A 26,119-nucleotide genomic window follows, 5' to 3' on the forward strand; every position below is an offset into this window, starting at 1 on the left:
TCAGCGGACGGGGCAGCGGTGCGTACGGGCGGCCAGTTCGGCGGCGGCGCGGGTGTCGTAGTCGGCGGAGAAGTCGCAACGGGGGGCGGTGCACACGGCGGTGTGCTTCACCCGGCCGCGCTGATCGTTGGCAGTGCCGACCCGGACCGGGCCGATACGGGCGACGTTGCGGAAGCGGCGGAGCATGGAGGACTCCTTCAGAGGCGGGATGCGATGGCGTCGGCCAGTGGCGCCGGGACGCCGAGGCGGGCGCGCAAGGTGTCGGTGTCGATGGGCGAGCCGGTACGGGCGTGATGGTCGTCGGCGAGCTTGCGCGCGTGGGCGACAAGCGCGGCCGGAACGTGCGGCGCAGGCTGCTTCGGCTCAGGTTCCGGGGCAGCAGGAGGCGCCGCGGTTTCCGGTGCGGCCGGGACCGGTACGGCTTCGGCATGTTCGGCGGCGACCGATGCCGTTTCGGGCGTTGGTGCGGTGTGGGCGAGGAGCGTGCCGCCGAGGAAGGCAATAGCAGGCCATCCGGCGACAAGGATGCGCAGCCAGTCCGGTACGTCGGCCAGGTCGAGCAGCCCGGCGGTGGCGACGTTCGCCCCGAGCGACGCAGCCAGGGCGACGACGAACCAGCACCAGCCCGCAGCCTTGGACGCCCCCGACCGGAGCCGCTTCCAGGCCGCCACAAGCAACAGGTCGACGGACACCGGATAGGCCCACGCCTTCCACCCGTCCTGTCCGGCCGCCGAGGCCAGGTCATGCAGGTGGGCGAAGGAGAGCGCGGCAGCGATGGCCGCTTGCACGAGCACCGCGTCAACCCGCGCCAGATGAGCGCGCATGGGTAGGGACTCCTTCCGGTTCGGTCAGCCGCCCGCCGTGAGCTCGTCGGCACGGGCGCGAGCGGCAGCGGCGACCTCAGCGGCCTCAACGTCATCGGGCTGGGCAGCGGCGATGCGCTCCAACAGGTCCGCTTTGCGGTTCATCAGCTCGGCGTTGCTCCCGGCCCCGCGTGTGCGGAAGTCGGCCAGGTCGGCAAGGAGCACGGAGACTTCGGAGATGGTGGGTCGGGACACAGGGACTCCCTTTCGGTTTCAGGCATGGCGGGGGTAGGGACACGGCGCGATGCGGTCCCGCCAACCGTCAGATGGGGTGCATTACTCGGCGGCCGGAAGCGGCTTGAGCAGCGAGGTTGGAGCGCTCACCGGAAGGGCCGGCACGTCCGGCCGGAACGGTTCGAGCGCGGGCAGGTCTGGCACGAGATGGGCATGGTCACGGCAGACGGCCGCAGCGTCGGCGAGCGAGAGATGGGGCGTGCGGATGCGGGACCAACCGCCGGACGTGTCCCCGGCGACCGCGAGGCCGGGCCGCTCTGGGGCGATAGCGCAGGCCGCGCCGACCGCTTCGGGGGCGATGTCCCCAAGCGCCATCTTGGCGGAGGCTTCATCGTTCACGCGGTGGCAGACCCGGCCGGTCAGCTGAGCCCGCAGCATCGTCGCCCCCTTGCCCAGCTCGGCGCCGAACCGCTGCCCGCACACCTCCAGGTAGATGCCTGCCGCGCGGCCGAGTTGGGCGAGCCTGATGAGCTGAGTGACCATCTCATCCCGCCGCTCCTCGTCCTTCCGCGTGGCGACGAGGAACAGTTCGGCCACCTCGTCCACAAGCAGCACCACCGGCACCGGTCGCTCCTCCTCCGGCAAGCCCCAGATGTCAGAGGTGATCTCCTCATCCGGCGTGCTGGGAGCGATGCCCTGCCGGGCCTTGATCAGGTCGTACCGGTCCTCCATCAGCCCGACCAGCACAGGCAGCAGCTCCGCCGCCTGCAAAGGATCAGTTGCCAGCGCCGAGAGCCGTGGAGCGAACGGCGCCAGCTCGACACCCCGCTTGCAGTCAATCCCGACCAGCGCGACCGGTTGCCGAGCGAGCCCGGCTATGAGGTGTCGCAGGAACATTGATTTGCCCGACAACGTGGCGCCTAGCGTCAGTTGGTGCGGGATGGCCCGGTAGTCCCGGACGAACGGCGTCGCGTCCTCTCGCAGCGCCACCGGCACCTTCAGGAAGCCGCCGCCGGTCTTGCGAGGCATCCGGACCTTCCGGAGCACATCGAAGCCGATCAGCCGCAACTCGACCACGCCCGGTTTGATCTCCTCCACGTAGGCGCCGTGAACGCCCCAGGCATGCCGCAGCCGTTCGGCCGAGGCGGCCACGTCGGCAGGTTCCTGCCCTGGCGCCAGCCGCAGCCGGACCCGCAGCCCGGTCGATGTAGGCCGGATCAGGCCCCGACGCGGGGGCACCGGCCGGACCTCCCGATGCGTGAACGCCTGCACCGCCCAGGCCCGCAGGCGCGACGGCGGAACGGTCAGCCCGCACGCGTCCATCACGGACCCGTACGACCCCAGCAGCCGGGCAGTCGAGATGGGCATCCCGACGGTGGACCAGTAGGCGGCCGGGTGCCGGGCCCGGAGGTAGGCGGCCCCGCCGACCATTCCGGCGGCCGGACCACCCACCTCCATCAGCGTCATCACGTCAGCCATCAGGTTCAGGCCCCCGCACCGACCGATATGGCGGCCGGGGCGATGGCCTCGGCCCGGAAGGCGATGCCGTGACGCTGCTGCCCGTTGAATACGGTGTCCCAGGGCCGGGCGATCAGCCCGATCAGCGTGACCGGCGAACCGAGCGCCAGCCCCTCCGTCACGCCGCTCTCCGGCACAGTGACCTGAAGCAGCGAGGACTCCCCGCCGTCGATGTAGACGACGCCAAGCCGCATCAACGTCTCGCCGCTCTGTGCGTCCTTGGCGATCTCGCCGGTCTGCCGGTCCTTCACCTTCGGCTCCGGCGCCTCGGTCAGCAGAACCGTGGCACCGGAGGTCTCAACTCGGATGGAACGCAACTACTTCTCCTTCTCTCACGAACAACGCACCTAGTTGTGTAGATGAGTTGCGGTCTCTGAACCCGAACGAACGGGAACGGGGACCACCATGCCACACAGCTTGCCCACTCGTCTATACGAGTATGCGTCTTCGTTCGTACGAGTCAGAAGAAGCAGCCCGGGGCCACCACGCCCCGGCCATGCGTCAGTTGGCAGGCAGCTGGTAGGCGAGGACGTACGCGTCGGCGGCCATCACGGTGTCACACACCTCCACCGCCCGCCCCTCGCTGTCGTAGGCAGTCCGGACGAGATGGATCACCGGAACCCCCGAGGCGAGCTGGAGCGTGCGCACCTCGGCGGGAGAAGGCATCCGGGCCCGAATCTCCTCATCGAAGTGGTCCAGGCGGTGCCCCATCTCCTCCAGCCGGGCGTAGATGCCACCAGGGCCGGGGTTGGGCTGCGCGATCGGAGTGTTCCGCGCAAGATCCAACGGCAGATACGAGGTGGCGAACTCCACCGGCCGCCCGTCCAGCAGATACCGGCGCCGCCGGGCCAGCACCTTACGAGGCGAGCCCAGCCGAGCAGAGATGTCGGGCGAAGGCCGCTCCTCCTTCACCTCCAGGCTGTCCACCTCCGGGCGACTTCCCGCAGCCTCCGCCTCCACAGTGAAGGCAGCCTTCCCCTGATCCCGATGCCGCCGCGCGAACCGGTCCGAAGCCAGCCGCCGCACAGGCGGCCGAGGCCGCACGAAGACCCCCTTGCCATGCTCGGACACGGCCAGACCCTCTTGCTGGAGCAGCGACAGGGCGTTGCGGACGGTCATCCGCGAGACACCGAAGTGCTCGACCAGCTCAGTCTCCGACGGCAGCTTGTCACCCTCCCGGAAGCGTCCCTTGTCGATCGCTTCCCGCAGCGCGTCAGCGATCTGCCGGAACACCGCCCGGTCGCTCGTCGGGTCCAATACACCCAGGACGGAAGTCAGAGAAGGCATGTGCACATACTCCTTTAGGTATCTAGACGAGCGGCTGACTCGAATTGCTACGGTGGAGAGCCTAGCCAGCCGAGAGGGCCGAGGAACGTGAGCACTGAGCGCCCGCACTCCGTGAGCGTCGCCGGAGTCATCGTCGACGACGCGGGCCGTGCGCTGCTGATCAAGCGACGCGATAACGGTAAGTGGGAACCGCCCGGCGGCGTGCTCGAACGCGAGGAAACCATCCCCGACGCGCTTCAGCGCGAAGTCCTCGAAGAGACCGGCATCAAGATCGCGCTTCCCGCGACCCTCACCGGCGTCTACAAGAACATGACCGGCCTGATCGTCTCCCTGGTCTTCCGCTGCGAGGCCATCGACGGCACCCCGACCACCGGAGCGGAAACCCGCGCCCTGCGCTGGGCCACCCGCGACGAGATCACCGAGCTCGCCGACGAGGCATACGCGATCCGCGTCCTGGACGCACTCGACAACACATCCCCGCCGGCCATCCGCGCCCACGACGGCGTACGACTCATCTAGCACGCACCCACGACCCATAGCCCCTACCAGCACGAAGGAACTTGTATGGACGAGTATATGAGTGCTCCGCGAGTTTGGGGCCTGATGTGCCCAGGATCCCGAGAAGAAGTCACCCGCGCCCGCCGCTGGACCCGCGACATCCTCAGTAACCACCCCTGCGCAGACGACGCCGAATTGATCGTGAGCGAACTCGGCAGCAACGCCCTCACCCACACGGCAAGCGGTAGCCCCTACGGCACCTTCCAGCTCACGCTGTCCCTCTCACCCCGCACCGTCGCGATCTCCGTCACCGACGAGGGAGGCCACCCCGAAGAACCCCGCCACACGGAGGCAGACCCGGACGACACCCACGGCCGCGGATTAACCATCGTCATGGCACTCGCCCGCCGCCTGGACATCACCGGCAGCCAGCACGGCCGCACCGTCACCGCCCAACTCGTAGCACCCGAGCAGGCAGGAGTCACCACATGCTGAGGCCCCTACTGCGACCCGGCTTCTGGTGCGAATGCTGGACGCGTTCACCAGCCACAGGACCCCGCTCGGTCCTGCTCGCCTCCATCGAAACCGACAGCCCCAGCGAGGCCACCGGTTGGGTCAGCGTCACCGTGCGAACCATCGCCTCAGCACTCGACCGCGAAACAGCCCACGAGGCATGGGACTGGATCACCTACAGCCACAAGGAAGCCGAAGACGCCCTCACCAACGGGCAAGCAGCCACGTTCGCCCTCACCCAGCAAGACACGCACATCGCATGGATCCTCCGACCGGTCATCTTCTTACCCCTGGCCCACCGCGAGTCCCGACGCCTTCCGGCATGCGCCGAACAGTTCACCTGCCCCACCACCCACAAGATCGCCCGACACCAGGCCAACGACCACTGAGTTACAACCTTCTCTACGGGTTCAAGGCGGCTCGCTCCGCTCACCGCGCGCAGCCCGGCCCCCGGCCGGGCCGCCGCTCCTGTCTCCGCCCCGCTCCAGCCCGACCGCCGCCCGCGCCGCGCACACAGCAATCAGCCGCTTACCCTTAAAGATTGATGCCTCCGGCGGGGGCGCTCAGGATCCGGGATGGACGGGGCGCCATACGCGAGTGCCAGTCATCGGTGGCGTGCGCGGGGAGCTCCCATCCCGTCTGCCGTCGACCCAGGCAGAGCCGAGCAGACGTGGTCCCTGGCGTCCAGGTCGTTCGTACAGTGGCGCGCTCCACCTGGACGCCAGGAACCACGCCCGCTCCACGGTGTGTGGGTCGACGGCAGACGGGATGGGAGCTGAGGGTGAGCGGTGGGTTAAGACAGTGGTCCACTTTGCCTGTTCCGTCCTGACCCAACCCTCTGAGCTGCCAAGATACCGACCATGATGTCCCTGGTTCTTTCGATAGCCAGCCTTATGGTTTCGATCGTTGCCGTAGTGATCAGTCTGTCGCAGGCACGCCTGGCTAAACGCGAAGTACAGAGAGCCAGGCCGAACATTGCCTTGCACGTCCTGTTCACAGATCATCTTGCCCATCGCGCAGGTGCAACGGTCCGAGCCGTCTGTGTGTCCCTCAGAAACACCGGCCGGGAAGACACTGAAGTCGCATCGATCTGGATCTACTCAGAGCGAGTGATGCTGAATGGTACGCATCATCGACTGGAGGACTACGACTCAGGCCCAGCCCTTCCCCACAGGATAGAAGGACATTCCCGGCTCCATTGGGCCATAGACGCTTCGAGCATCGAGGCGGAGGCATCTGACGTCACCGTGGTGATCACTCTGGGACACGGCGAGACCGTTTCACAGCAAGTGCAAAAGCGGTGATGCTTCATGCATCGGCACAGCAAGCTGGCCTCAACGACTGACACTAATAACGATGGACAGTCACGGATACCGCCGCCCGCAGGATTGGATAACAATTTTAAATTACACGTACTCGGATAGGACAAACGCTACGGCGATTCAACTCGACAAGGAAGAGACCAGCAAAATCTGTCTCGGCACGGTTCCCGACACACACCAGGCGGCACCCCACTAAATTAATGCGATCCTGAGCTTTCACCGATCTGCCAATTACAACCGATCCGCTGCATCCTTTAGGGTCTTGACCACGGGGCAGGGACGACTTCTTCCCACCCATGCGTCATTCAGATAGTTGGTAGCCACCCTTTCCCCAACCACCACATCGGCGTATGCCGCTGCGCTCGTAAGGAAGAGCATGTCAACCAAGTCATTCGCTTCCCACTTGGCTTCAAACTTTGACAATCGGGCATTTAACACGTTCGCATAGAGCCCGAGAAATGGCATTTCCGTAAGTGAATCAATTAGTACCTCTATTATCTCTTCAGGAGTCAAGCCGACTTGGCCGACTGACACAAAGCCCATCACCTCGTGAACGACATCAACGAGCGCCAGGCCTCCAGACGCCTCCCGTCTGCGAACCTTGTTGAAGTCACGCCATTCAGGGTCTCGCGAGATGCCACGGAGGTAATCCTCCCACTCTGACCCTCGACTAGTCTCGACACGACCTGGATCCAGGAGGAGGTCATACTGGGTCTGCATCGCAGAAAGCTGCTCGATCACGGGACTGAGTCCAATTAGGTCACCTGACCCAGTGAACCGTGCGTTTCGATCTCTCATTAGAGCTGTAGCATCCAATGTGAACACCTGGTCCTCGCCAGGCATGCGAACCCCGCCTGCTTTCGCGGCGAGCACCTCGCTTATCTCACCCATCCGGATACGCACAGGGTGACGCATTATCCACCCCCGGCTGAGGCGGATTATGGTAGAAGCCAGATTCACCCTCTTGACGCCGCACAAAGCAGAGGTTTCAAGGAAATGACCCGCCGAGAAGGGGACGATTATTTCCCCACTCAGGGCCATGCTGATAATTTTATCGGCAGCCGCTCTATCCCTTTCTGGAACCACTTCTGGCCTGTATTGATGGTTCGAAAGCGCGCTCCAGTGACACTGATCGAGATAGATAATCGGACGCCCTTTAATCGGGGGAACTTGGCCGGGTCTCGGCATCTCGATTTCCATCGAACAGCCGTCGAGAGTTTCCATCTCCAACAGGTTGCGCCGCAGGTCGTAGCACAACCTGACAATGTTAACGCGCTTGCCATCCGCAGATGACCCGAGGGGAACTAAGTGTTCGGAGCCGTCGCTCATCGTCATCGTAGTGAGCCCTGTTGCCGGACGAAGCGTGATCTGATGAATGTTCTGTGCGAGTCGCGCAATTACGTCCACAAAACGCCTCTTCATTTCGGATCAGCTGAGAGCCGTGACTGGCTCGAGAGGGTGACAGCGGCGCTGGAGTTGGATTAGGGTCGGCACTCGGTGCAGTCGCCAGTCTCACGAAATCGTCAACGTGAGCTGGTTACACTATCGCTCCCCTCTCTCTCGAGACCTTTCGCCGCAGCGGGCGTGCCAGATGCGTGCCAGAACACCCGGAAGACAGCGGTCAACAGCGGTCAGTCCAGCACGCGTAACAGGCCCAACCATTCGACAGTTTCCACAGGTCACAGCCACACTGCAAGCGATTCGCCCCGTGATTCCCAAGCTCAGAGCGCGGGTTCGATTCCCGTCACCCGCTCCAGCACAAAGCCCCAGGCCAGCGGCCCGGGGCTTGTTTGTTGTCTAGACCTCTCTAGGCGTTCCGTGCCCGTTGGGTGCCCGATGAGGTCTGTGCCGCCTCACGGTGTGCCCGTACGCGAGCGTCGAGGGCAGCGGCGACCTCCTTCTGACGGTCCAGGTTGGAGTGCTGGTAGATCAGCGCGGCTCGCTCGGAGGACTGGCCGGCACGGACCATGGTGTCCTTGAGCGTCGCGCCGGATTGGGTCGAGAGGGTGTGTCCGGTGTGACGAAGATCGTAGAAACGGAAGTCGTCGGGGAGCCCCACTTTCGCCCTCGCCCGTCGCCACTTCCGCCCGAACGCCGACCGCCGGAACGGAGCACCCTTCTCGCCGACGAAGAGCAGCCCGTTCGGCTCCTTCTCGGCGAACCACTTCACGTGCCGCTCCAGGTCCTTCCGCATGAAGCCGGGCAGCACGATGAACCGCTTCCCCGCCTCGGACTTCGTATCGCCCACCACCCGCCGGCCGGTTGTCAGCTCGGGAGCGGCCCGGCGCACCCACACACCGACCGTTTCGAGATCCACGTCAGGCCGCCGCATCTCCGCCTGCTCTTCAGGCCGAGCCGGGCCGTACGCAGCGATGTAGACCATCAGCCGCCACCGAGGCCCCATGGCGTCAGCGAGCGCATCCACCTGCTCCACCGTTGCGATGGGACGCTCACTCGCCGATTCCTTCCCCGCGCCGCGAATCCGACAAGGATTCCGTCGGATCAACTCGTCCTCAACGGCCGTCTCCAGGATGGCTTTCACCAGCCGGTACGACTTCGCAACGGTCGTCTCCCCCACGGCCTCCAGCCGCTCAGCGCGCCAGGTACGAACGCGCGGAGGGGTGATCTCGTCCAGGTCCCAGGCCCGGAAGGTCGGCAAGACGTGCAGCCGCAGAAGCCGCCGGTACAACTCGTCAGTGGTAGGGGAAAGCCCGCGCTCCTTAACCCACCGCAAGGCGTACTCCTCGAAGTTGACGGCCCCCGCGTCCGGGTCCTGCCAGTCGCCCTTGCGTACCTCAGCCTGCCTCTCAGCCAGCCAGTCGTCTGCCTCCCTGGCCGTGGCGAAGGTGACAGGCGCCGGACAGTCCACACCATCGGGGCCGAGATAGCGCGCCTGATAACGCCCGGAGCGGAGCTTGCGGATCTCTTGCTGCCGGCCAGCTTGGCGGCAGCCCTCTCACCTGCAGCTTCTCTGCCGCCGCCTCGCTTCGCAACTGCGCTGGCGAGGTGTGTAACTGTGGCACGATCTGAGTCGTTAACAGATGGTGGTCGGTATCGGCACTGGGAGGGGCATACCCCACCTCAGCGGAATTCACGAGTCCACTAAGGAACAAGGCGGCCGATGCACTCTGTCGCCAATTCATCTGCGAGTGCAGCCGTAGCCAAGAGATCAACACCTTCGGGATTTGCAGTGTAAGTCGCAAGTACATACCCGCGGACTACAGATCGGATATCGCCAGCTCCGACCGAAACCTCCCTGGCTTGCAGTTCGCTCAGCAGACGCTCGCCAGCGTGTGCGGCTGCTCGCGGATCAGTCATCATGTTGCGAGCTGCACCCGACCGCTTTCGGCAGACCACAACCGAGTCCAGATTCGACGGCTCCTTTCCCCCCTTTGTGACGCTCGTAGTCATCTCACCCTTGACGGGGCGAACGGCAGTCACTACCAACCCTGCATCCGCGAGAGCGCGCATAAGTGCCACCCACCCTGTAATCCTGGCTTGGTGAAAGGTGAAGGCAAGGAGACCATCAACCTTTAGCACGCGAGCGCATTCACGCCAGACGCGAGCGATGGCCTTCTGGAACTCATCAGGTGAGGCACTCTGTACTTCGTTGATGTTTCTGGTGGTCTCGCGTGTTACCGGATAATGCTCGAACGGCACAATCTCCCGAAGCCAGGCGTGAAAGAAATCAGCCAACTCCGAGTAATGTACGTTATCCATATACGGTGGATCAGTGATCACTAGATCAACCGAGGCGTCAGGCAGGTCGGTTTGTGACGCATCTCCAGTGCGCAGGTAGACCGCATCGTCAGGCAACCCTCCTCGGGGCCACTTATCGAAGAGCCCAGTGGTGCCTTCGGTCAGCGCGAATGGAGTTGGGGCGACATACATCTTCCGGTCGCGAACTAGAAGATCGCCATACGATCCGAATCCGCGGAAGCTTTTATTCTTGTGGACGTATGTGTGATCGGCGTTGAGGAAGTCGCCATGGCAGATGACCAAATCAACCACGGGATACTCTGCTTCGCTAGAGTTTGCCGGGTATCGGCCGAAGACGTAGTAGACCGTTCGACCATTATGTAGACCGGTGGGAACTCGACTGTTGCTATCGTAGTCTGCTTCCCTTCCAGGCCACTGGAGACCTTTAACCTCATAGCCTTCTGGGTGATGCACGAGCGTGAAGTCTGGGTAGCTATTCCTCCCAATGGAGTCGTGCATGAGGCCGGCATCAGTGAGGCGATCCCCGACCCAGTTCTGGAAGTGAAATTCCTTGTCCGACTTACTCACGCGCTTGATCAAGACCGCACGCTGCATGGCCTCATAGCAAGCCAAGAAAGCATCGGCGGAAGTGGAGGGATTCGCAGCCACAGAGGTTCACATCCGAGGTCTCGTACCGGGCCAGCTGACGCCGACTGGTCGGCCCAAGACTATGCGCTTGCACGGGGGGTAGCTCAAACGTCCCGCTCAACTCCCCCCCCACTCGCGTAGAACGACCGTGGAACAGTGGCGGAACCCGAGCAGGCAAGACGCGGCGGTCTGCCTTGCCTCTTCTCGGTGGTCATACCCCCACACATCCGCAGCCGCCGTCACTGCGCCGACGCTTGCGCTGACCGGCGGACCGCCTGTACGGCAGCGGAGCAACCACTACGGCTAATGGTGATCGCCGATCACCTTCCAGTTGGAAGAACTCAATGATCGAGCAGTTGAGAGCAAGAGCAGGGCGCACCAGATAGAGCAGTGATCCGCTGTCCATGATGGTGCTGGCAGGTGGCCCCCAAAAGGAATCGGCCTGTGGGGATGGCTTGGCGCCGACTGCCGCAGGCTCGGCTGAAGTTCTGACATCACCAAGTGACATCAACGGTGACGGACGTCAGCGGCAGCCGGTGTACCGAGACCCCCATCCGTCCACCAGTCAGGCCCGGTCTGGCTCGGGCCTAGCTAGGCGTGATCGAACCTGTAAGGCGGTGGTCACGCCGTGCGTGTCACACCCGAGGTCAGGCCGCGGGCGTAGGCTCAGCCCAGCGTCCGCAACAACGGCCAGGCTCACGATGATCACGCAGACCGCCGCCCAGGAGACGTTCCGATGACCGAGCAGCCCTCTGCCCCCGACGGGCCCCTGATCCCCATGCCGGCGCTCACTCCGGCAGCGCTCCGCGCAGCCGTCGCCCAGATCGCCCCCGCCCAGTTGCCTTCCTTCGTCGAGCACCTCGACCGCGCGGTCGAACAAGCCGCCACTCAGAGCACCATCGCTCCGCTGCGTACCTTCCTGCTGTGGTGGGGAGAATTCGTTGCCATCGAGCGCTACCCCGCGCGAGCGGCCCGCCTGCGTGAATTGGAAGCTGTAGCGGAAGGAGCAATGGACCGCGAGGCCCTGCGTTCAGCACTCGCCGAGATGCGACAGATCACAGACTTGGCGCAGCGCGAGATCTCCGCGTGAGCGATAACTGGACGTGGGACTACGACCCCGATGCCGAGCATGTCGTAGACGGCTGCCGCACGAAGTCGTGGCCGAGGTAGAGCGCTTGGCCGAGCAGCTGACGGTCCTGGGCCGCGACGCGGTCGATGTCGGGCGCGGAAACCCGCACGGCGGAGGTCTGCGGACACAGGACATTTTCGGAGGGCGGGGCTTTCTCATGTTCATGGCCCTGGAACGGCTCGAACTTGTTGTGATCACCGCGTCACATGGCTCGGCTAGCGTCCCCCGCATCAGAAGCGCACCAGATACGGCAGTCAACAGCGGTCAATGCCGGGAACTGCGAAAGGTCGGCGGCTTGCCGTCAGCCCTCGTTTGCGCTGGTCAGCAGCGTACTCAGCCGTGATCACCACGTGATTCCCAAGCTCAGAGCGCGGGTTCGATTCCCGCCACCCGCTCCACGACGAAGGCCCAGGTCGGCGACCCGGGCCTTGTTTGTTGTCCAGACCGCGCTAAGCGTTTTCCGTCAGATCCGCACCAGAAGCCCCCGCGCCGCCCTGCTCAGCGACCTTCTGCCGGTCGGCACGGAACTCCTGTCTGCGCCCCGGCTGGCCGCGCCCGGCGGCGCGCTACGTGCAAGCGGGCAGCGACGGATGCCATCCGCGGGCACAAGACGATGCCTCCGGATGGGGATCGGCCGGCACCGGGAGCATCGGGGCACCGTCGCCGACTGCAAGTCCGGAGGTGGTGACAAGTGGTGGGGCTTCCGTCCCGCACACCATCGACCCAGGCAGAGCCGAGCAGACGCGGCCCAGGGGCGTCAAGGTCGTTCGTACAGTGGCGCGCTCCACCTTGACGCCCCTGAACCACACCCGCTCCACGGTGTGTGGGTCGACGGCGTACGGGACGGAAGCTGGGGCGGTCTGCGCTGGGCAGGGGTAAATTCTGACAGCCGCGGGCGCCATCAACGTCCCCGTATCGGCGCTCACAGCAGGACCGGTGTCACAGGCACGCGGGCCTGGCTCAGGTGGAGACGGGAGTGCGGGACAGGGCGGTGCGCAGCGCGAAGGCGCCGAGCAAGCCGCCTGCCGTGAACCGCTGGGCGGCCATGACGCGGGGCCGGGCGGCCAGAAACCCTGACACCCGTGCTGCGCCCAGCATGATCAGAGCGTTCACGGAGATCCCCACGATGATCTGCACACTACCGAGCTGGAGCAGTTGCCCCCAGGCCGGACCTGCCTGTGGGTCCAGGAACTGGGGCAGTAGGGCGGCATACATAAGAGCGATCTTGGGGTTGAGCAGGTTGGTCAGCAGCCCCATCGAGAACAGGCGGGCGTCGGAGACCGGAGGCAGGTCCTGGGCCGGGGCGAAGGGCGAGCGGCCGCCGGGCTTGAGCATGCCCCAGGCGAGGTAGGCCAGGTAGGCGGCCCCGGCGAGCTTGACCACCGTGAACGCCATCGGCACGGCGGCGAACAACGCGGACAGGCCCGCAGCCGCGGCCAGCAGATAGCACACGAATCCCACGGCGGTCCCGCTGAGGCTGACCAGGCCCGCCCTGCGGCCTTGGGTGATCGCGCGGGAGGCGAGGTGGATCATGTTCGGTCCCGGAGTCAGGGCCATGCCCAGTTCGACCAGTGCCACTCCTCCCACTGCGGCCAGAGTGATCACCGGTCAACCTCCTGGTCGTTCGTCGAGTACCTGGTACCCGGAGTGCGGAGTCGCCCGGCTGCAACGGACTGCTACGACGCATCAGCAGCGCCTTCCTCGCCTACTGCAGGATACGGCCTTGCCGCTCGGTATCTTCCTGCACCCCCGACCCCGCTCCAGCCCGCCGACGACATCAACGACAGCCGACACATCCGTCTCAGTTTCCGTCTCGTTCAGCGCCGTAACGCATGTTCGCCGACTCGCTCGGTCGCATCCAGCGGTACACCGACAAGCAGTTCGCCGCCTACGATCTCACCCCTGAGGAAGCCACTGCGATTCGCGCGGGGCGGACAGCGGCGCGAGTGGAGGACCAACGCTCTATCGCGGTATAGATGCGGGCCAAGGCCCCTACGGAGAGGCGATGGGCAGCGTCGGTTCACGGCATGGCTATCCGCGGTCCGGGCTTGGTGCGGCTGGGCTGTCCGCGGTCGCTTCGGCGCTCATGTAGAGGATGTCGCGGGCCTGTTCCGTGGCGCGGGCGAGGCTTTCGGCGACAAAGTCGAGGAACCGGGCGACGTTCTCCAGGCGGATGGCGGCCGGGGTGCCGGGGCCGAGGATGCCGACGCCCTGGCGTGAGATCTCGACCTGCTGGGTGAGGGCGCGGACGCTGGCGGCCATCGACTGGTACCAGAGGTTGTCGTCGATGACGTAGCGCTCCCGGCGGCGTTCGTCGCGTTCCCTGCGGACGAGGGACTGGCTCTCCAGGAAGGCGATCGATTTGGAGATGGACGCCGGGCTGACCTGAAGGCGCTGGACCAGTTCAGCGGCGGTCATGCTGCCGGAGTCGGTGGTGAGGAGGCAGACCATCACCCGCGCCATCATCTTGTTGGACAGGCCCGATTGCATCATGACGGTGGTGAATCGCTCTTCGTACTCGGCCACGGCCTCGGGGTCGCGGCCATGTGGCAGGGTGGCCGGCTCCACTCCCCGGGACGAGGCGGGCTTGCGCCGGTGGGCGCGGCGCTCGGTGGCGCGGTGGGCCAGGTCGGCGCGGTAGCCGGTGGGGCCGCCGTTGCGCATCACCTCACGCGTGACCGTCGAGGTCGGACGCTCCAGACGGCGGGCGATCTCGGCGTAGGGGAGGTTGTCGGCCAGCCCCAGCGCGATCTGCTGACGGTCCTTCTGGGTGAGCCTGCCGCCCGGCATCGCGCCCTCCTTCGTGTTGTCCGATGCCCCAGCATAGCGTTCACGCGCATTCCATTGCAACGTACGGGGGAGCTCACGTTGCATTACATTCAGGACCATCGCAACGATTATTGAGGTTTTAGCTGCGACAACGTGGTTTTTATGCAACGTCTTCGTTGCCAACTTCATGAACGCAACGTAGCTTTTCCCATGTCGGAAACAACGAGTCGCAAGGAGAGCACGATGCGAAAGTTCGAGACCCCCGCCCCGATCGCCGCCGTTCTGGACATCCCCTCGGGGCGCGTCCAGATCATCGCCGCCGATCGCGCCGACACCGCGGTCGAGGTCCGGCCCACCAACGCCTCGAAGAGCCGCGATGTGAAGGCGGCGGAGCAGACCACCGTCGGATACGCCGACGGGGCCCTGCGGATCGAGGTCCCGGTGAAGAACCAGTACCTCGGCCCCTCCGGATCCATCGAGGTGACCGTCCAGCTGCCCGCCGGTTCCCGGGTCGAGGCGAAGGCGGTGAGCACCGAGTTCCGGGTCGTCGGCCGCCTCGGCGACATCGCCTTCGACGGCGCGTACCGCCAGATCAAGATCGATGAGGCCGCGAGTGTCCGCCTCACCGCGGTCGACGGCGACGTCGAGGTCGGCCGGCTCAACGGACCCGCGGAGATCAGCACCGCGAGGGGCGACATCCGGATCGCCGAGGCCGTGCGCGGCAAGGTCGTGCTGAGCACCCAGCAGGGCGACATCTCGGTCACCGCCGCCGCCGGCGTCTCGGCCTCCCTGGACGCCGGTACCTCCTACGGCCGCGTCACCAACAGCCTCAGGAACCACGGCACCGCCGAACTCGACATCCACGCGACCACCTCCCAGGGCGACATCGCCGCCCGCAGCCTCTGACCCCGCAGCCTCCGATCCGCGGCTTCCAGAAGGAGCGCCCCTCATGACCAGCTTGGCCATCGCGGCGAACGGGCTGCGCAAGTCCTACGGCGACAAGGTCGTCCTCGACGCCATCGACCTGGCGGTGCCGGCCGGCACGGTCTTCTCCCTGCTCGGACCGAACGGCGCCGGCAAGACCACCGCCGTCAAGATCCTCTCCACTCTCATCAGTGCCGACGGCGGCGAGCTGCACGTCGCCGGCCACGACCTCGCCGCCGACCCGCAGGCGGTGCGGGCCGCGATCGGTGTCACCGGGCAGTTCTCCGCTGTCGACGGGCTGATCACCGGTGAGGAGAACATGCTCCTCATGGCGGACCTGCACCATCTCTCCAAGCGCGAGGGGCGACGGGTCGCCACCGAGCTGCTGGAGCGGTTCGACCTGGTCGAGGCCGCGAAGAAGCCCGCCGCCAGCTACTCCGGCGGGATGAGGCGCCGCCTTGACATCGCCATGACGCTGGTCGGCAGCCCGCGGATCATCTTCCTCGACGAGCCGACCACCGGTCTGGACCCGCGCAGCCGCCACACCATGTGGGGCATCATCCGCGCGTTGGTCTCCGACGGCGTCACCGTCTTCCTCACCACCCAGTACCTCGACGAGGCCGACGAACTCGCCGACCGCATCGCGGTGCTGAGCGACGGCAAGATCGCCGCGGAGGGAAGCGCCGACGAGCTGAAGCGGCTCATCCCCGGCGGGCATGTACGGCTGCGCTTCGCCGACCCGGCCGCCTACCAGTCCGCCTCCGTCGCCCTGCGCGAGGTGACTCGGGACGACGAGGCGCTGTCGCTGCAGATCCCCAGCGACGGCAGCCAGCGCGAACTGCGCTCCGTTCTCGACTGGCTGGACTCGGTCGGCGTCGAGGCCGACGAGCTGACCGTGCACACTCCCGACCTCGACGACGTGTTCTTCGCCCTGACCGGCTCCACCGTGCCCGCCCAGAACAACGAGCCCAAGGAGAACGTCCGATGAGCGCCCTCTCGCTTGCCGTCCGCGACTCGGCCACGATGCTGCGCCGCAACCTCCTGCACGCCCGCCGCTACCCGTCGCTGACCCTGAACCTGCTGCTCACACCGGTCATGCTGCTTCTGCTCTTCGTCTACCTCTTCGGCGACACGATGAGCGCGGGCATCGCCGGCAGCGGCGCCGACCGCTCCGACTACATCGCCTACGTCGTCCCCGGCATCCTGCTGATGACCATCGGTTCCACTGTCATCGGGGCCGCGGTGTCCGTCGCCACCGACATGTCCGAGGGGATCGTCGCCCGCTTCCGCACCATGGCCATCCACCGCGGATCCGTGCTCATCGGGCACGTCATCGGCAGCGTGCTGCAGTCCATCGCCAGTGTGGTCCTGGTCGGCACCATCGCCGTGGCCATCGGCTTCCGCTCCACAGACGCCACCGCCCTGGAGTGGCTCGCGGCGTTCGGACTGCTGGTGCTCTTCGCCCTGGCCCTCACCTGGATCGCGGTCGGGATGGGCATGGCCAGCCCGAACGCCGAAGCCGCCAGCAACAGCGCGATGCCGCTGATCCTCCTGCCGCTCATCTCCAGCGCCTTCATCCCGATCGACTCGATCCCGGGCTGGTTCCAGCCCATCGCCGAGTACCAGCCGTTCACCCCGGCCATCGAAACCCTGCGCGGTCTGCTGCTCGGCACCGAAATCGGCCACAACGGATGGCTCGCCCTCGCCTGGTCCATCGGCCTGACCGCGCTCGGCTACCGCTGGTCGACGGCGTCGTTCAAGCGCGACCCGAAGTAACCGGCATGCGCCCGCGGGCCACCTCCCGCACCTCGTCCCGCCCGGGGCGGCGTCCACCGACACCATGTCGCGGACGCCGCCCCTTCGGCATCCCCGCCCTCGGCCGGGGGCCAGCTCGAAGGTCTGACCGATATGGCCAAGCGCCAGCCGGGGCCGCATGCCCTGCCCTCCCCATCGCCACCCTCGTCCTGGTGGCCGTGACCCTGGCGGGGGCGCTGCCGGTGTACCGGCGGGTGGCCAAGGAGAGCCCGCACGGCGAGGGGTCGATCGCGATGCTGGAGCGGCTGCTGTCGTTCTGGCAGGGCAAGCTCTTCGTTCTGACGCTGCAAGGGTTCGCGGCGACGGGCTTCCTGGTCACGCTCACCAGGAGCGGAACACGACGGGTCTCAGCCCTCCGGGCTCACGCCAATGTCCGACAGAACTCAGCTGTCCGCGACCGCCGACTCGAGCAGGGACAGCGTCCGGTTGTCCGCGTCCACGTGTGCGCGGACGCCGATGGGCAGCGGCAAGTTGGGCGAGGTGTGGCCGAAGTCGACCTGGGCGAGGACCGGGATGTCACGCTGCGCCAGGACATCGAGCACCACGTCGCGTAGACCCGCGCGGTCTCCGCCGCCATCGTGGGGCGTGACCTCGGTCGGGATGCCGACCACCATGCCCGCGATCCGGTCCAGCACACCGGACAGCCGCAGGGTATGCAGGTCGTTCCAGATCCGCGAGACCGGCCGCTGCAGCTCCTCCCAGAACAACACGGCGCCCTCGAACCGTTCGGCGGCCGGCGCGAACGGTGTCGCCTGCAGGAGGACCAGGCGGTTCAGCAAACCGCCGAACAGCGGTCCCTGCGCGCGGCCCGGCCGCCAGGTTTCCCAAGCCCCCCCGGCCGGCAGCACGCCCGGCGCCTCGGCCTTGGTGAGCACACGGGTGTAGAGGTCGACGAGCTCGGAGCGACGGGCCTCGTCGCCCAGCGTGTACCAATCGCTGCCGAAACCGTGGGTGGCGATGTCGGCGTGAAAGCCGACGAGGCCGGTCTTGGCGTACAACGCCATGTGCAGCAGCGAGATATCGCTGTAGCCGAGAATCGGTTTCGGGTCGGCCCGGATCGCGTCCAGATCGATCAAATCGAGATAGCCGATGGTCGCCTGTCCACCGGTATGCGCGACGATGGCCCGCACCTCCGGGTCCCGGAGCAAAACATTCAGTTCGTCGGCCTGCTCCGCCGGAGTGCCCGACGCCCACCAGCGATTCTGCGCGGGGTTGACCATCGGGCTGACCCGCACGCGGAAACCCATCCGCTCGAGTATCGCCACACCGCGGGCGAGCAGTGGTTCCTCACCCGGCTCAAGCTGGCCCGAGGGCGCCGTAACGACTACGAGGTCGCCGGAACGTAGCGCGCGGGGCCGAAGGACCGCAGGCATGCAGCCTCCTCCTTGGAGATCAATAATGGCGAGCAACAAGGCCCGCGCCGCCGGTATTCCGCCTCCCCCAAGTGATCAAGTCAAGCCCCGAAACCCCGGCTGGGCCCACCGACCGCCGCGACGGCTCCTTACGTGCTTGCCAGGGGCCGGGGTATCCGCACGGCGGAGGGCGGGCCAACGGCGGCTGCCGGTCGGGCAATAGGACACGACCGTCAACGGCGTCCGGGTACTTCACCCGTGAGAAGGAACCTCTTCTGGTCATGTCGTTTCCCGCAGACCGGGCCAGCGGTCAAACAGGAAGGGAGCCCTCGACCAACGCGTCCGGGAACATCTACCGCTACAGCAACAACGACGCCGACCCCTGGGTGCAAATCCGCGGCAGCGAAACCGCCTAGTGCGAGACGTTGTCCCACGCGTCGCCCAGCCAGCTCTCGTGGCTCTCCTCCAGCGCGACCAGGGCGGCGATCAGCCGCTCATCCCACCAGTCGGCAAGGAGGGACAGCTGGAACTCGTCGCCGCCGTCGTGCCAGTCCAAGACGGTCTCGCCGTCGATCCGCCACTTCGTGCGCCGCGGTGTCCGCGCCGCGCCGCCGCCCCCCAAGACGCTCAGGAAGGCGAGGGTCAGCTGTACGGGCCAGATCAGCCACCACACGACCCACCAGAAGGGGTGCCCCTTGTGTCCCACGGCGGCTGGGCGGCCGGTCTGCTGTACGACCCAGCGGGTCCTGACCCGCCCGCCCCTCGCGGCCGGTTCACGGACGATCGAGCCGAGCGGCGCCCCGGACTCGTCCACCACGTCGTACGCCGCCGGGCGGCCCTTGGACGCCGTCCTGGTGACCACCGCCGCCAGCTTCCGCTCCCGGTGAGGGTCGGCCCACAGGACGATGGAGCGGCTGCCCTGCTTACGTGCCTTCTGGTACTCGTCCAGCCCGCCCGGGGGCAGCGGCCGCTCCGGGTAGGCGACGGTCCGTACGAGGTCGGTCCCGTCGGGCGCCTGGCGGCCCTCCCACATCCGTATCTCGCAGTACAAGGCGCCGTCCTCCGGCTCGCTCCCCTTGTCCTTGTCCGCCGTGTGCCCGGACTGGATCCGCTCGCCCGGATCCGCCAGCCACATCTTTCGCCCCATGAGACGCCTCACCCTCGTGCACAACAGCCGCAACGCGATGGCCCGGACTCTATCCGGCCTCGCGGCCGCGGTTCCCTGCCGCAGAGATGCCGCGCGCGGGTACGCGTTGAGGTCGTCGCGCGACCGCGAGCGTCGGATCGCGGACTCGACGGGGCATTCGCCCGAGAGGGAGAGCCGGGCTCCGGCCGACTGGTTCGCGCTCAACCCTTGACTCGGAGTTCACACGTAGGCAACATCCTCCCACCGTTCATGAGAAAACTTATCACTCTACGAGAAACATGAGGGTGTCGATGCGTGTAGGGATCCTTGGGCTGGGCGAGGCCGGGGCGTTGTACGCCGCAGGTTTCGCGGAAAGCGGCTGGTCCGTGGCGGGATATGACCCCGGCGACGTGCCGACGCCGGTCGGCGTCAGGCGGGCGGGCAGTGCGGCGGACGCGGTTGGCGGGGCCGATCTTGTGCTGGGGCTGACGGGAGCCAAAGCGGCCGCGTCGGTGGCGGCGGAGGCGGCGCCGCATCTGCGGGACGGTGCCGTCTTCGCGGACATGAACGCCGGGGCGCCGGAGCTCAAGCGGGCGATCGACGGCGTCGTCACCGAGGGCGGGCGGGCGGTCTTCGCGGATGTGTCCGTGATCGGTTCGGTTCCCAAGTACCGCCACCGTACGGCTCTGGTGGTCAGCGGCCGCGGAGCCCCGGTAGTGGCGGAACACTTCCGAGCGCTGGGTGCGCCCGTGGAGGACCTGGGCGGGGAGCCGGGGGCGGCGTCGGCCCGCAAGCTGCTGCGCAGCCTCTTCATGAAGGGGCTGGGCGCCATCATCGTGCAGACGGTGGAAGCCGGCCGTGCCGCCGGGGATGAGGAGTGGGTACGCCAGCAGATCGCGCGGGAGCTGACCGACGGCGAGGCCACGTTGGAACGGTTGTATGCAGGAACGTTTAAGCACGGGCTACGTCGGTCCGGCGAGGTGGCCGCCGCAGCCGACCTGATGGCGGATCTCGGCCTGGACGCGGCCTTGGCCCGCGACATCAGCAGGCTGCACACCCTCGCCGCCCGCCCGGCCGGGCTGCGCGCCGCGCCGCTGGTGACCGAGGAGTTGCTGGCGGCCTACGAGGGGCTGCCGACTGCCAACATCGGCGATGCGCGCGACCGGCTGGGTCTGGTCGACTCCGGAATCAGCCCGCTGTGGGCCGGTGCCCGTGCGGTGGGCCGGGCGGTGACGGTGCTGACGCGGGCCGGGGACAACCGGGCCATCCACGAGGCGCTGCGGATCGCCGGGCCCGGTGACCTGATCGTGGTCGACGGTCAGGGTGACACTTCCCGCGCCCTGATCGGCGAGCTGATGGCCGAGCGCGCCAAGGCTCGCGGGGTGGTCGGTATGGTGCTCGATGGCGCCGCCCGCGACGTGGAGGTCCTTGAAGAGATCGGCTTCCCGGTCTGGGCGCGCGCGGTCACCCCCGCCGGCCCCTACAAGGACGGCCCCGGCAGGGTGAACGTCGCCGTCGCCGTCGGGGGCGCGGTGTGCGGGCCCGGTGACCTGGTCGTCGCGGACGGCGACGGGATCGCCGTCCTTCCCGCCGAAGAGGCGGAGTCGACGCTGGTCGCGGCGCGTGAGATCGAGGCCGACGAGGCGCGCCGCCGCGGCGACATCCGGGCCGGGCGAGGCGACAACAGGCACGAACAGGCCGAGCGGGCCGGACAGGCCGCCGGCGGACCGGCAGGAGCACCCGCGGGCGGACCCGCAGAAGAACCCGCAGGAGAAGCAGCATGATCGCGATATGGGCCCTGGTCTCCTACATGACGGCCATCATCGTCTGGAACGCCGTACTGAAGAGGAACATCGGCGAAGCCCTCCTTGTCGGATTCGTGGTGACCGGCCTGTTCGCAGGCGGCGACATCGCTCACGTCATGTGGCACGGGTTCGCCGAAGCGATGCAGGAGGAGGTCACGTTCGCCGCCCTCGCTTTCGTGTTCATGAGCTACTTGCTGAGCCGTACGCCGGTCCTGGATCAGTTGCTGAACATCCTCAACTCGCTGCTCGGCCGGCTGCGGGGCGGACCGGTGTACACCTCGACCGTCGCCGCGGGCGTCTTCGGCGCCATCGCCCACGTCGGAGCGGCCGTCACCGCCGCCGTCGGCTCGGTGACCATCCCGTGGATGAAGCGCTCCAAGGTCAGCGGTGAACTCGCCGCCACCGTCGCCGCCGGTGGCGCGGGCATGGGCGTCACCTTCCCGTTCAGCTCCACCATGTTCATCCTGATGGGCTCGGCCGGGGTGGCGGCGCTGGTCTCCAAGGACGAGATCGTGCTGCCGCTGTTCCTGGGCGGGCTGTGGTGTCTGGGCTACCGCCTGCTGGCGGCGTTCTGGATGGTCCGCCGCCACAAGATCCAGCCCATGGACCGCGCCGATCTGTTGCCGCTCCGGGCCAGCCTGGGCGCGGGGTGGACCAGCCTGTTCCTGTTCGCCGGGATGATCGTTCCCTTGTTGCTGACCCGCGGACCGACCGGTGGCGAGCTGGGCCGTTACGTCGGTGCCACGATGTCGGACGCGATCAGCCTGATCACCTGGATACCGGTCCTGCTCATCGCGATCGTGCTGTTCCTGGGCCGCCGCCGGTTGCCCCGCACCGGGCGCGGGTGGTGGCACCTGCTGGAGGGGGCCGCGCCGCAATTCGGTGTCATCGGCGTCACGATCGTGGCCGCGTTCTCCGCCTCGAACGTCCTCGGCGACCTGGGCCTGCCGCAACAGCTCACCGACGTGCTGACGCAGTTGCACGCACCGAAGTGGGCCATGACCTTGATCGTGGGGGTGATCGTCGTCGCCGTCGCCATCCCGCTCACCGCCAGCGCCACCATGGCCGCCATCGGCCCGGTCGCCGTCTCGTCCCTGGCCGAGGCCGGAGTGCCGGCCGCCACCGCCTGCGTCGCCGTGCTGATCTTCGCCTCCACCGAGGGCGCCTCGCCGCCGTCCGGAGCCCCGATCTACGTGGCCAGCGGCATCGCCGGAGTCAATCCGGCCCGCACCTTCGCTCCCCTCGTCGGCTACTACTGCCTGCCGATCCTCCTGATCGGCGCCGCGGTGGCCACCGGCGTGCTGCCCGTCTGATCCGCCCTTCCACACGAGGTCGTGCCATGCCCACCCACCTGATCAAGATCCTCTTCCGTCTCGGCGTCCTCGGCTTCCTGCTCGGCGGCGTCTGCATCGTCGCGGGCCAGACGCTGGGGCTGGCTCTCGGCGACGCCGCCTGGGTCAACGGGGTCGCAACCACCGCCGGGCCCCCGACGTTCATCACCGCAGGCATCACCGGCCTGCTCGCCTACGTCCTGTCGTACGCCCGTCCCGGCGACCCGGAACCGGTCGCGGCCGCCACCCCCGAGGCTCGGCCCGCCGAGACCGCGTCGCAGCCGGAATAAGCGGACCGAATCGGACGTACCGCTCCGGGTGGATCTTGTGCGGACCACGCCGCTGCTCGCATGCTGATAACACTTATCAGGAAATTCCGCAGCCGAGCAGACCACCCAGGAGCCGACCCATGGCCACCCCCGCCTCTCCGATGCGCTCGGTCGACCGGGCCTTCGACGTTCTGTCCGTGCTGGAGGACGCCCGCCACCCCCTGCGCCTGAGCGAGATCGCGCGCCGCTCCGAGCTCCACGTGGCCACCGCTCAGCGCATCCTGAACGTCCTCGTCGACCGCGGCTACGCCGTCAAGGAAGAACCCGGTTACGTGGCGGGACCGGCGTCCGTGGCCACCGCCCACGCCTTCCTGGTCAACAACCGGCTCAGCCAGGTCGCCCTGCCCGTACTGCAGGAACTGGCCGCGACCACCGGCATGACGTCCACCCTGTACGTACGCGTCGGCCTCTCCCGCGTGCTGATCGCCCGCGTCGAGGGCCTCAATCCCCTCCGTTACCAACTGCCCATCGGCGAAAAGCTCCCCCTGCACCTGGGCGCCGGGAAATCCCTGGCCGCCTGGCTGCCCGAGGAGGAACTCGACACCTACGTCGACAGCGTCGCCCCCTTCACCCGGATCTCGGGCGAACGCGTCAGCGCCGAAGACCTGCGTGAAGAGCTCCGCCGCACCAAGGACGACGGCCACGCCGTCTCCCTCAGCGAACGGGTCCTGGACGTCACCGCCGTCAGCGCCGCCATCCACCGGGACGAACGGGTCCTCGGCGCGCTCAGCGTCGCCGGCCCCAGCAGCGACCTGCCCACCGCCGACCACCCACGCGTCATCACCGAGGTACGCCGGGCGGCCGACGCCATCGCCGCCCGCTGCCCCTGAACAGAAAGCGCCTTTCGCCTTGTCCCACCCCTTGCCGTACCTCACCTACGACGAACTGCTGCGGCGCACCGATGCCCCGCCCGGCTCCAGCTGGTACCTCTTCGCCGACCAGCCCGAACGTGGCATGGCCAACTTCGCGGGCGGTCAACAGATCCGGCGGGCGGCGCACGAGGTGCGAGACGGCCGTGCCTTCAACCTCGACTACGCCCTCGACGCCTTCGACCCGCCCATGTCCCGGGCCCGCTCCATCCCCCACCACCGCATCACCGCCAAACACGAGCAGGCCCGCGACGACGTCCTGGAGGGCTTCTTCCTCCAGGCCAGCAGCCAGATCGACGGCTTGCGCCACCGCCGCGCCTCCGGGCACGGCTTCTACAACGCCGTGCCGGACGATGAGATCGCGCCGCGAACCCCACGCCTGGGCGTGCAGTTGTGGGCCGAGACCCCGCTGGCGGGGCGCGCACTCCTCATCGACATCGACGGCCTCCTCCGCGGCCGCGGCACGCCCCTCGACCACACGGCGGGCCCCGCTCTCGGCCCCGAACTGCTCGACGCGGCACTCGAGGCACAGCACTGCCGTGTCGAACCCGGCGATCTGGTTCTCGTCCACACCGGCTGGGCCCACTGGTACCTCACCGCCGAACCCGGCGCACGAGCCGCGGTCCGCGCCGGGCGACGCGCCACCGGGTTCATCCAGTCCCGGGACTTCGCCGCCTGGTGCTGGGACCACCGCATCGCGCTGCTGGCCACGGACACCTTCGCCGTCGAAGTCCTCCCCGTGGTGCCCGAGAGCGACTTCCACACCAGCGCACCCGAGGACAGCGGCATGATGCACCAGGAACTGATCGCCAAGCTCGGCCTGCCGTTGGGTGAGCTGTGGAACCTGACCGCTCTGACCGCTGACTGCCGGGCCACCGGCCGCTGGACCAGCCTCCTGACCGTCAAGCCCCTCAACCTCACCGGTGGCGTCGGCTCCCCCGCCAACGCCACCGCTCTGCGCTGACGCACACAACACAGCCAGGCCCACCACAACGACCATGCATGCAAGGCCGATTGATGCTCCGTCAGCGGTTCGTTAGTGGCGCGCCAATGGAACGGTAGCGGTCACCGGCAAGGTGGGTGGCACACCGAGCGAAACGTCGCCGGGCGCAGTACTCCGCTGATGACGAAGAGGGTCATTCCATGCTTATCACCCGCCCCCGGGTCCGTATGTTCGCCGGTGCAGGTCTGCTGGTGACGGCCGCGATGTTCGCCACCGCTTGCCAGTCTTCGGACGACACGAGTTCCCGGTCCGGTGACTCGTCAGCCTCCGCCGAGGCCACGACCGAGGCCAAGACCGAGGCCACGACCGAGGCGGAGGCCGGCAAGGACAACGCCGCCGGCTCGGAGGCCGGGTCCTCCGATGGGAAGGGCGAGGGGGCCCAGGACGGCTCCGGCGCCGACACCGGGAATGGTGAGCGGGGCAAGGTCGGGCAGGTGTGCGGGGCCAACGACATTTCCTGGAGCACCAGGAACGAGTCGCAGGCCGGCGGGTACATCCTGGTCATCGCGAAGGCCAAGCCGGGGATCACCTGTGTTCTGCCCGCCGCGCTCCCCACCGTGGCCTTCGGGTCGGACGGCACCGAGGCGGGTCCCGCGGAGCAGGCCGTCGGAGAGGCCGTCACGCTGGGCAAGGGAACGACCGCCTATGCCGGGGTGAACCCGAAGACCACCAACGAGAACGGTGGCAAGGAACTGGACAGCATCATCGTCGCGATCGGTGATGAGGACCCCAACCCGGTCTCCCTGCCGGTCGGCACCATCACCGTCGACGAGCCCATCGTCACCAACTGGCACACCTCCGCGGCGGATGCGGTCCCCTTCGGCGGAACGGACCAGTAGCCCGTAGGGGGTCGGCTCTGCGCCGCGGTCGCCGACTTCCGGAACGACGGCACCCTGGACATGGTCGTCAACATCGTCGAGCCGTCCGGCGGGGACGACCCCTCGACGGCGCGCGTCGCGGAGTACCGCACTGAACAACTCCGGTGACGGGCAGCTGGATCGGGAGGTGCGTCTGTCGTACGCGGGCAGTGGACCGGGGGACTTCGACTACGCGATGAAGGAGAAGTACGGCGAGGGTCCAGGTCCACCGATCGGTGGACGGGAAGTTCAACCGGGTACCTCTGTCGGCCGACCGCGCTGCCCAGC

29 protein-coding genes and 1 pseudogene are annotated in these 26,119 nt (G+C 67.3%); 17 read left to right on the forward strand and 13 right to left on the reverse strand.

Features of this window, described 5'->3' with window-relative positions:
• The 6 genes from ACZ6TD_RS23580 to ACZ6TD_RS23605 all read right to left on the reverse strand — a co-directional run bounded on the left by ACZ6TD_RS23580 (position 1) and on the right by ACZ6TD_RS23605 (position 3,842).
• Positions 1-186, reverse strand: coding sequence for a mobile element transfer protein (locus tag ACZ6TD_RS23580; RefSeq protein WP_037954184.1), 186 nt, complete (start codon positions 184-186; stop codon positions 1-3).
• An 11-nt stretch (positions 187-197) separates the two neighbouring features.
• The gene (locus tag ACZ6TD_RS23585; RefSeq protein ID WP_471357200.1) at positions 198-824 is read right to left on the reverse strand and encodes a DUF2637 domain-containing protein; all 627 of its coding nucleotides are present in this window, start codon (positions 822-824) and stop codon (positions 198-200) included.
• Positions 825-848: 24 nt separating this feature from the next.
• On the reverse strand, positions 849-1,058 hold the full coding sequence (locus ACZ6TD_RS23590) for a hypothetical protein (protein ID WP_471357203.1): 210 nt from the start codon (positions 1,056-1,058) through the stop codon (positions 849-851).
• Positions 1,059-1,139: 81 nt separating this feature from the next.
• Entirely contained in the window at positions 1,140-2,516 is a 1,377-nt protein-coding gene (locus tag ACZ6TD_RS23595) for an FtsK/SpoIIIE domain-containing protein (protein ID WP_471357205.1), read from the reverse strand.
• Positions 2,517-2,521: 5 nt separating this feature from the next.
• Positions 2,522-2,872, reverse strand: coding sequence for an SCO3933 family regulatory protein (locus ACZ6TD_RS23600; RefSeq protein WP_030836282.1), 351 nt, complete (start codon positions 2,870-2,872; stop codon positions 2,522-2,524).
• Between the two features lie 184 nt (positions 2,873-3,056).
• Positions 3,057-3,842, reverse strand: coding sequence for a GntR family transcriptional regulator (locus tag ACZ6TD_RS23605; protein ID WP_413808615.1), 786 nt, complete (start codon positions 3,840-3,842; stop codon positions 3,057-3,059).
• A gap of 111 nt (positions 3,843-3,953) precedes the next feature.
• On the opposite strand from ACZ6TD_RS23605, the gene ACZ6TD_RS23610 reads away from it, so the two are divergent.
• The 4 genes from ACZ6TD_RS23610 (at position 3,954) to ACZ6TD_RS23625 (ending at position 6,157) form a co-directional block, all read left to right on the forward strand.
• On the forward strand, positions 3,954-4,361 hold the full coding sequence (locus ACZ6TD_RS23610; RefSeq protein WP_471357979.1) for an NUDIX hydrolase: 408 nt from the start codon (positions 3,954-3,956) through the stop codon (positions 4,359-4,361).
• Between the two features lie 45 nt (positions 4,362-4,406).
• On the forward strand, positions 4,407-4,835 hold the full coding sequence (locus ACZ6TD_RS23615) for an ATP-binding protein (RefSeq protein ID WP_471357209.1): 429 nt from the start codon (positions 4,407-4,409) through the stop codon (positions 4,833-4,835).
• Positions 4,829-5,242 (forward strand): hypothetical protein, encoded by a 414-nt coding sequence (locus ACZ6TD_RS23620; protein WP_471357211.1) that lies wholly within the window; start codon positions 4,829-4,831, stop codon positions 5,240-5,242. Before ACZ6TD_RS23615 ends, ACZ6TD_RS23620 begins: the two co-directional genes overlap by 7 nt.
• Before the next feature lie 471 nt (positions 5,243-5,713).
• Positions 5,714-6,157 (forward strand): hypothetical protein, encoded by a 444-nt coding sequence (locus tag ACZ6TD_RS23625; RefSeq protein ID WP_471357214.1) that lies wholly within the window; start codon positions 5,714-5,716, stop codon positions 6,155-6,157.
• Between the two features lie 249 nt (positions 6,158-6,406).
• Here ACZ6TD_RS23625 and ACZ6TD_RS23630 read toward each other — a convergent pair whose 3' ends face one another.
• The 3 genes from ACZ6TD_RS23630 to ACZ6TD_RS23640 form a co-directional block, all read right to left on the reverse strand.
• The gene (locus ACZ6TD_RS23630; RefSeq protein ID WP_471357215.1) at positions 6,407-7,504 is read right to left on the reverse strand and encodes a hypothetical protein; all 1,098 of its coding nucleotides are present in this window, start codon (positions 7,502-7,504) and stop codon (positions 6,407-6,409) included.
• Between the two features lie 478 nt (positions 7,505-7,982).
• Entirely contained in the window at positions 7,983-9,098 is a 1,116-nt protein-coding gene (locus tag ACZ6TD_RS23635) for a tyrosine-type recombinase/integrase (RefSeq protein WP_471357982.1), read from the reverse strand.
• Positions 9,099-9,277: 179 nt separating this feature from the next.
• Positions 9,278-10,543 (reverse strand): hypothetical protein, encoded by a 1,266-nt coding sequence (locus ACZ6TD_RS23640; protein ID WP_471357217.1) that lies wholly within the window; start codon positions 10,541-10,543, stop codon positions 9,278-9,280.
• 715 nt (positions 10,544-11,258) lie between these two features.
• On the opposite strand from ACZ6TD_RS23640, the gene ACZ6TD_RS23645 reads away from it, so the two are divergent.
• Positions 11,259-11,612, forward strand: coding sequence for a hypothetical protein (locus ACZ6TD_RS23645; RefSeq protein WP_020869785.1), 354 nt, complete (start codon positions 11,259-11,261; stop codon positions 11,610-11,612).
• A gap of 85 nt (positions 11,613-11,697) precedes the next feature.
• Positions 11,698-11,994 carry a hypothetical protein gene (locus ACZ6TD_RS23650; protein WP_471357220.1) on the forward strand — a complete coding sequence of 99 codons (297 nt, stop codon included), beginning with the start codon at positions 11,698-11,700 and terminating at the stop codon, positions 11,992-11,994.
• Positions 11,995-12,611: 617 nt separating this feature from the next.
• Here ACZ6TD_RS23650 and ACZ6TD_RS23655 read toward each other — a convergent pair.
• Positions 12,612-13,256, reverse strand: coding sequence for a LysE family translocator (locus tag ACZ6TD_RS23655; RefSeq protein WP_471357222.1), 645 nt, complete (start codon positions 13,254-13,256; stop codon positions 12,612-12,614).
• Positions 13,257-13,682: 426 nt separating this feature from the next.
• Positions 13,683-14,441, reverse strand: coding sequence for a helix-turn-helix domain-containing protein (locus ACZ6TD_RS23660; RefSeq protein ID WP_471357224.1), 759 nt, complete (start codon positions 14,439-14,441; stop codon positions 13,683-13,685).
• Positions 14,442-14,663: 222 nt separating this feature from the next.
• Here ACZ6TD_RS23660 and ACZ6TD_RS23665 point away from each other — a divergent pair, with 222 nt between their 5' ends.
• The 4 genes and pseudogenes from ACZ6TD_RS23665 to ACZ6TD_RS23680 all read left to right on the forward strand — a co-directional run.
• A complete protein-coding gene (locus tag ACZ6TD_RS23665; protein WP_471357226.1) occupies positions 14,664-15,326 on the forward strand; it encodes a DUF4097 family beta strand repeat-containing protein in 663 nt (220 codons plus the stop codon).
• Positions 15,327-15,369: 43 nt separating this feature from the next.
• Positions 15,370-16,332, forward strand: a complete 963-nt coding sequence (locus ACZ6TD_RS23670; RefSeq protein ID WP_471357228.1) for an ATP-binding cassette domain-containing protein — start codon at positions 15,370-15,372, stop codon at positions 16,330-16,332.
• Positions 16,329-17,120, forward strand: a complete 792-nt coding sequence (locus ACZ6TD_RS23675) for an ABC transporter permease (protein WP_471357230.1) — start codon at positions 16,329-16,331, stop codon at positions 17,118-17,120. Before ACZ6TD_RS23670 ends, ACZ6TD_RS23675 begins: the two co-directional genes overlap by 4 nt.
• A gap of 167 nt (positions 17,121-17,287) precedes the next feature.
• Positions 17,288-17,491, forward strand: a pseudogene (locus ACZ6TD_RS23680) (amino acid transporter); the annotation flags it as partial.
• Positions 17,492-17,542: 51 nt separating this feature from the next.
• On the opposite strand, the gene ACZ6TD_RS23685 reads toward ACZ6TD_RS23680, so the two are convergent.
• Complete coding sequence (locus ACZ6TD_RS23685; RefSeq protein WP_471357232.1) at positions 17,543-18,532, reverse strand: S66 peptidase family protein; 990 nt, start codon at positions 18,530-18,532, stop codon at positions 17,543-17,545.
• 260 nt (positions 18,533-18,792) lie between these two features.
• On the opposite strand from ACZ6TD_RS23685, the gene ACZ6TD_RS23690 reads away from it, so the two are divergent.
• The gene (locus ACZ6TD_RS23690) at positions 18,793-18,927 is read left to right on the forward strand and encodes a hypothetical protein (protein ID WP_471357235.1); all 135 of its coding nucleotides are present in this window, start codon (positions 18,793-18,795) and stop codon (positions 18,925-18,927) included.
• Here the strand turns inward: ACZ6TD_RS23690 and ACZ6TD_RS23695 are convergent.
• Complete coding sequence (locus ACZ6TD_RS23695) at positions 18,924-19,658, reverse strand: hypothetical protein (protein ID WP_471357237.1); 735 nt, start codon at positions 19,656-19,658, stop codon at positions 18,924-18,926. The two genes, ACZ6TD_RS23690 and ACZ6TD_RS23695, sit on opposite strands and share 4 nt — an antisense overlap.
• 290 nt (positions 19,659-19,948) lie before the next feature.
• Between ACZ6TD_RS23695 and ACZ6TD_RS23700 the strand changes: the two genes are divergently transcribed.
• From ACZ6TD_RS23700 to ACZ6TD_RS23725, 6 genes are all read left to right on the forward strand, one after another.
• Positions 19,949-21,421: an RraA family protein gene (locus tag ACZ6TD_RS23700; RefSeq protein WP_471357240.1), complete on the forward strand. Its 1,473-nt coding sequence runs from the start codon at positions 19,949-19,951 to the stop codon at positions 21,419-21,421.
• Positions 21,418-22,755, forward strand: coding sequence for a TRAP transporter large permease subunit (locus ACZ6TD_RS23705; protein ID WP_471357242.1), 1,338 nt, complete (start codon positions 21,418-21,420; stop codon positions 22,753-22,755). The genes ACZ6TD_RS23700 and ACZ6TD_RS23705 overlap by 4 nt, the downstream gene beginning before the upstream one ends.
• 26 nt (positions 22,756-22,781) lie before the next feature.
• Positions 22,782-23,063 carry a hypothetical protein gene (locus ACZ6TD_RS23710; protein ID WP_471357245.1) on the forward strand — a complete coding sequence of 94 codons (282 nt, stop codon included), beginning with the start codon at positions 22,782-22,784 and terminating at the stop codon, positions 23,061-23,063.
• A 119-nt stretch (positions 23,064-23,182) separates the two neighbouring features.
• Positions 23,183-23,932, forward strand: coding sequence for an IclR family transcriptional regulator (locus ACZ6TD_RS23715; protein ID WP_471357248.1), 750 nt, complete (start codon positions 23,183-23,185; stop codon positions 23,930-23,932).
• A 19-nt stretch (positions 23,933-23,951) separates the two neighbouring features.
• Positions 23,952-24,935, forward strand: a complete 984-nt coding sequence (locus ACZ6TD_RS23720) for a cyclase family protein (protein ID WP_471357250.1) — start codon at positions 23,952-23,954, stop codon at positions 24,933-24,935.
• A gap of 179 nt (positions 24,936-25,114) precedes the next feature.
• Positions 25,115-25,813: a DUF4232 domain-containing protein gene (locus ACZ6TD_RS23725; protein WP_471357253.1), complete on the forward strand. Its 699-nt coding sequence runs from the start codon at positions 25,115-25,117 to the stop codon at positions 25,811-25,813.
• Positions 25,814-26,119: the final 306 nt, after the last annotated feature.

It is taken from the genome of Streptomyces yongxingensis, assembly GCF_055597465.1.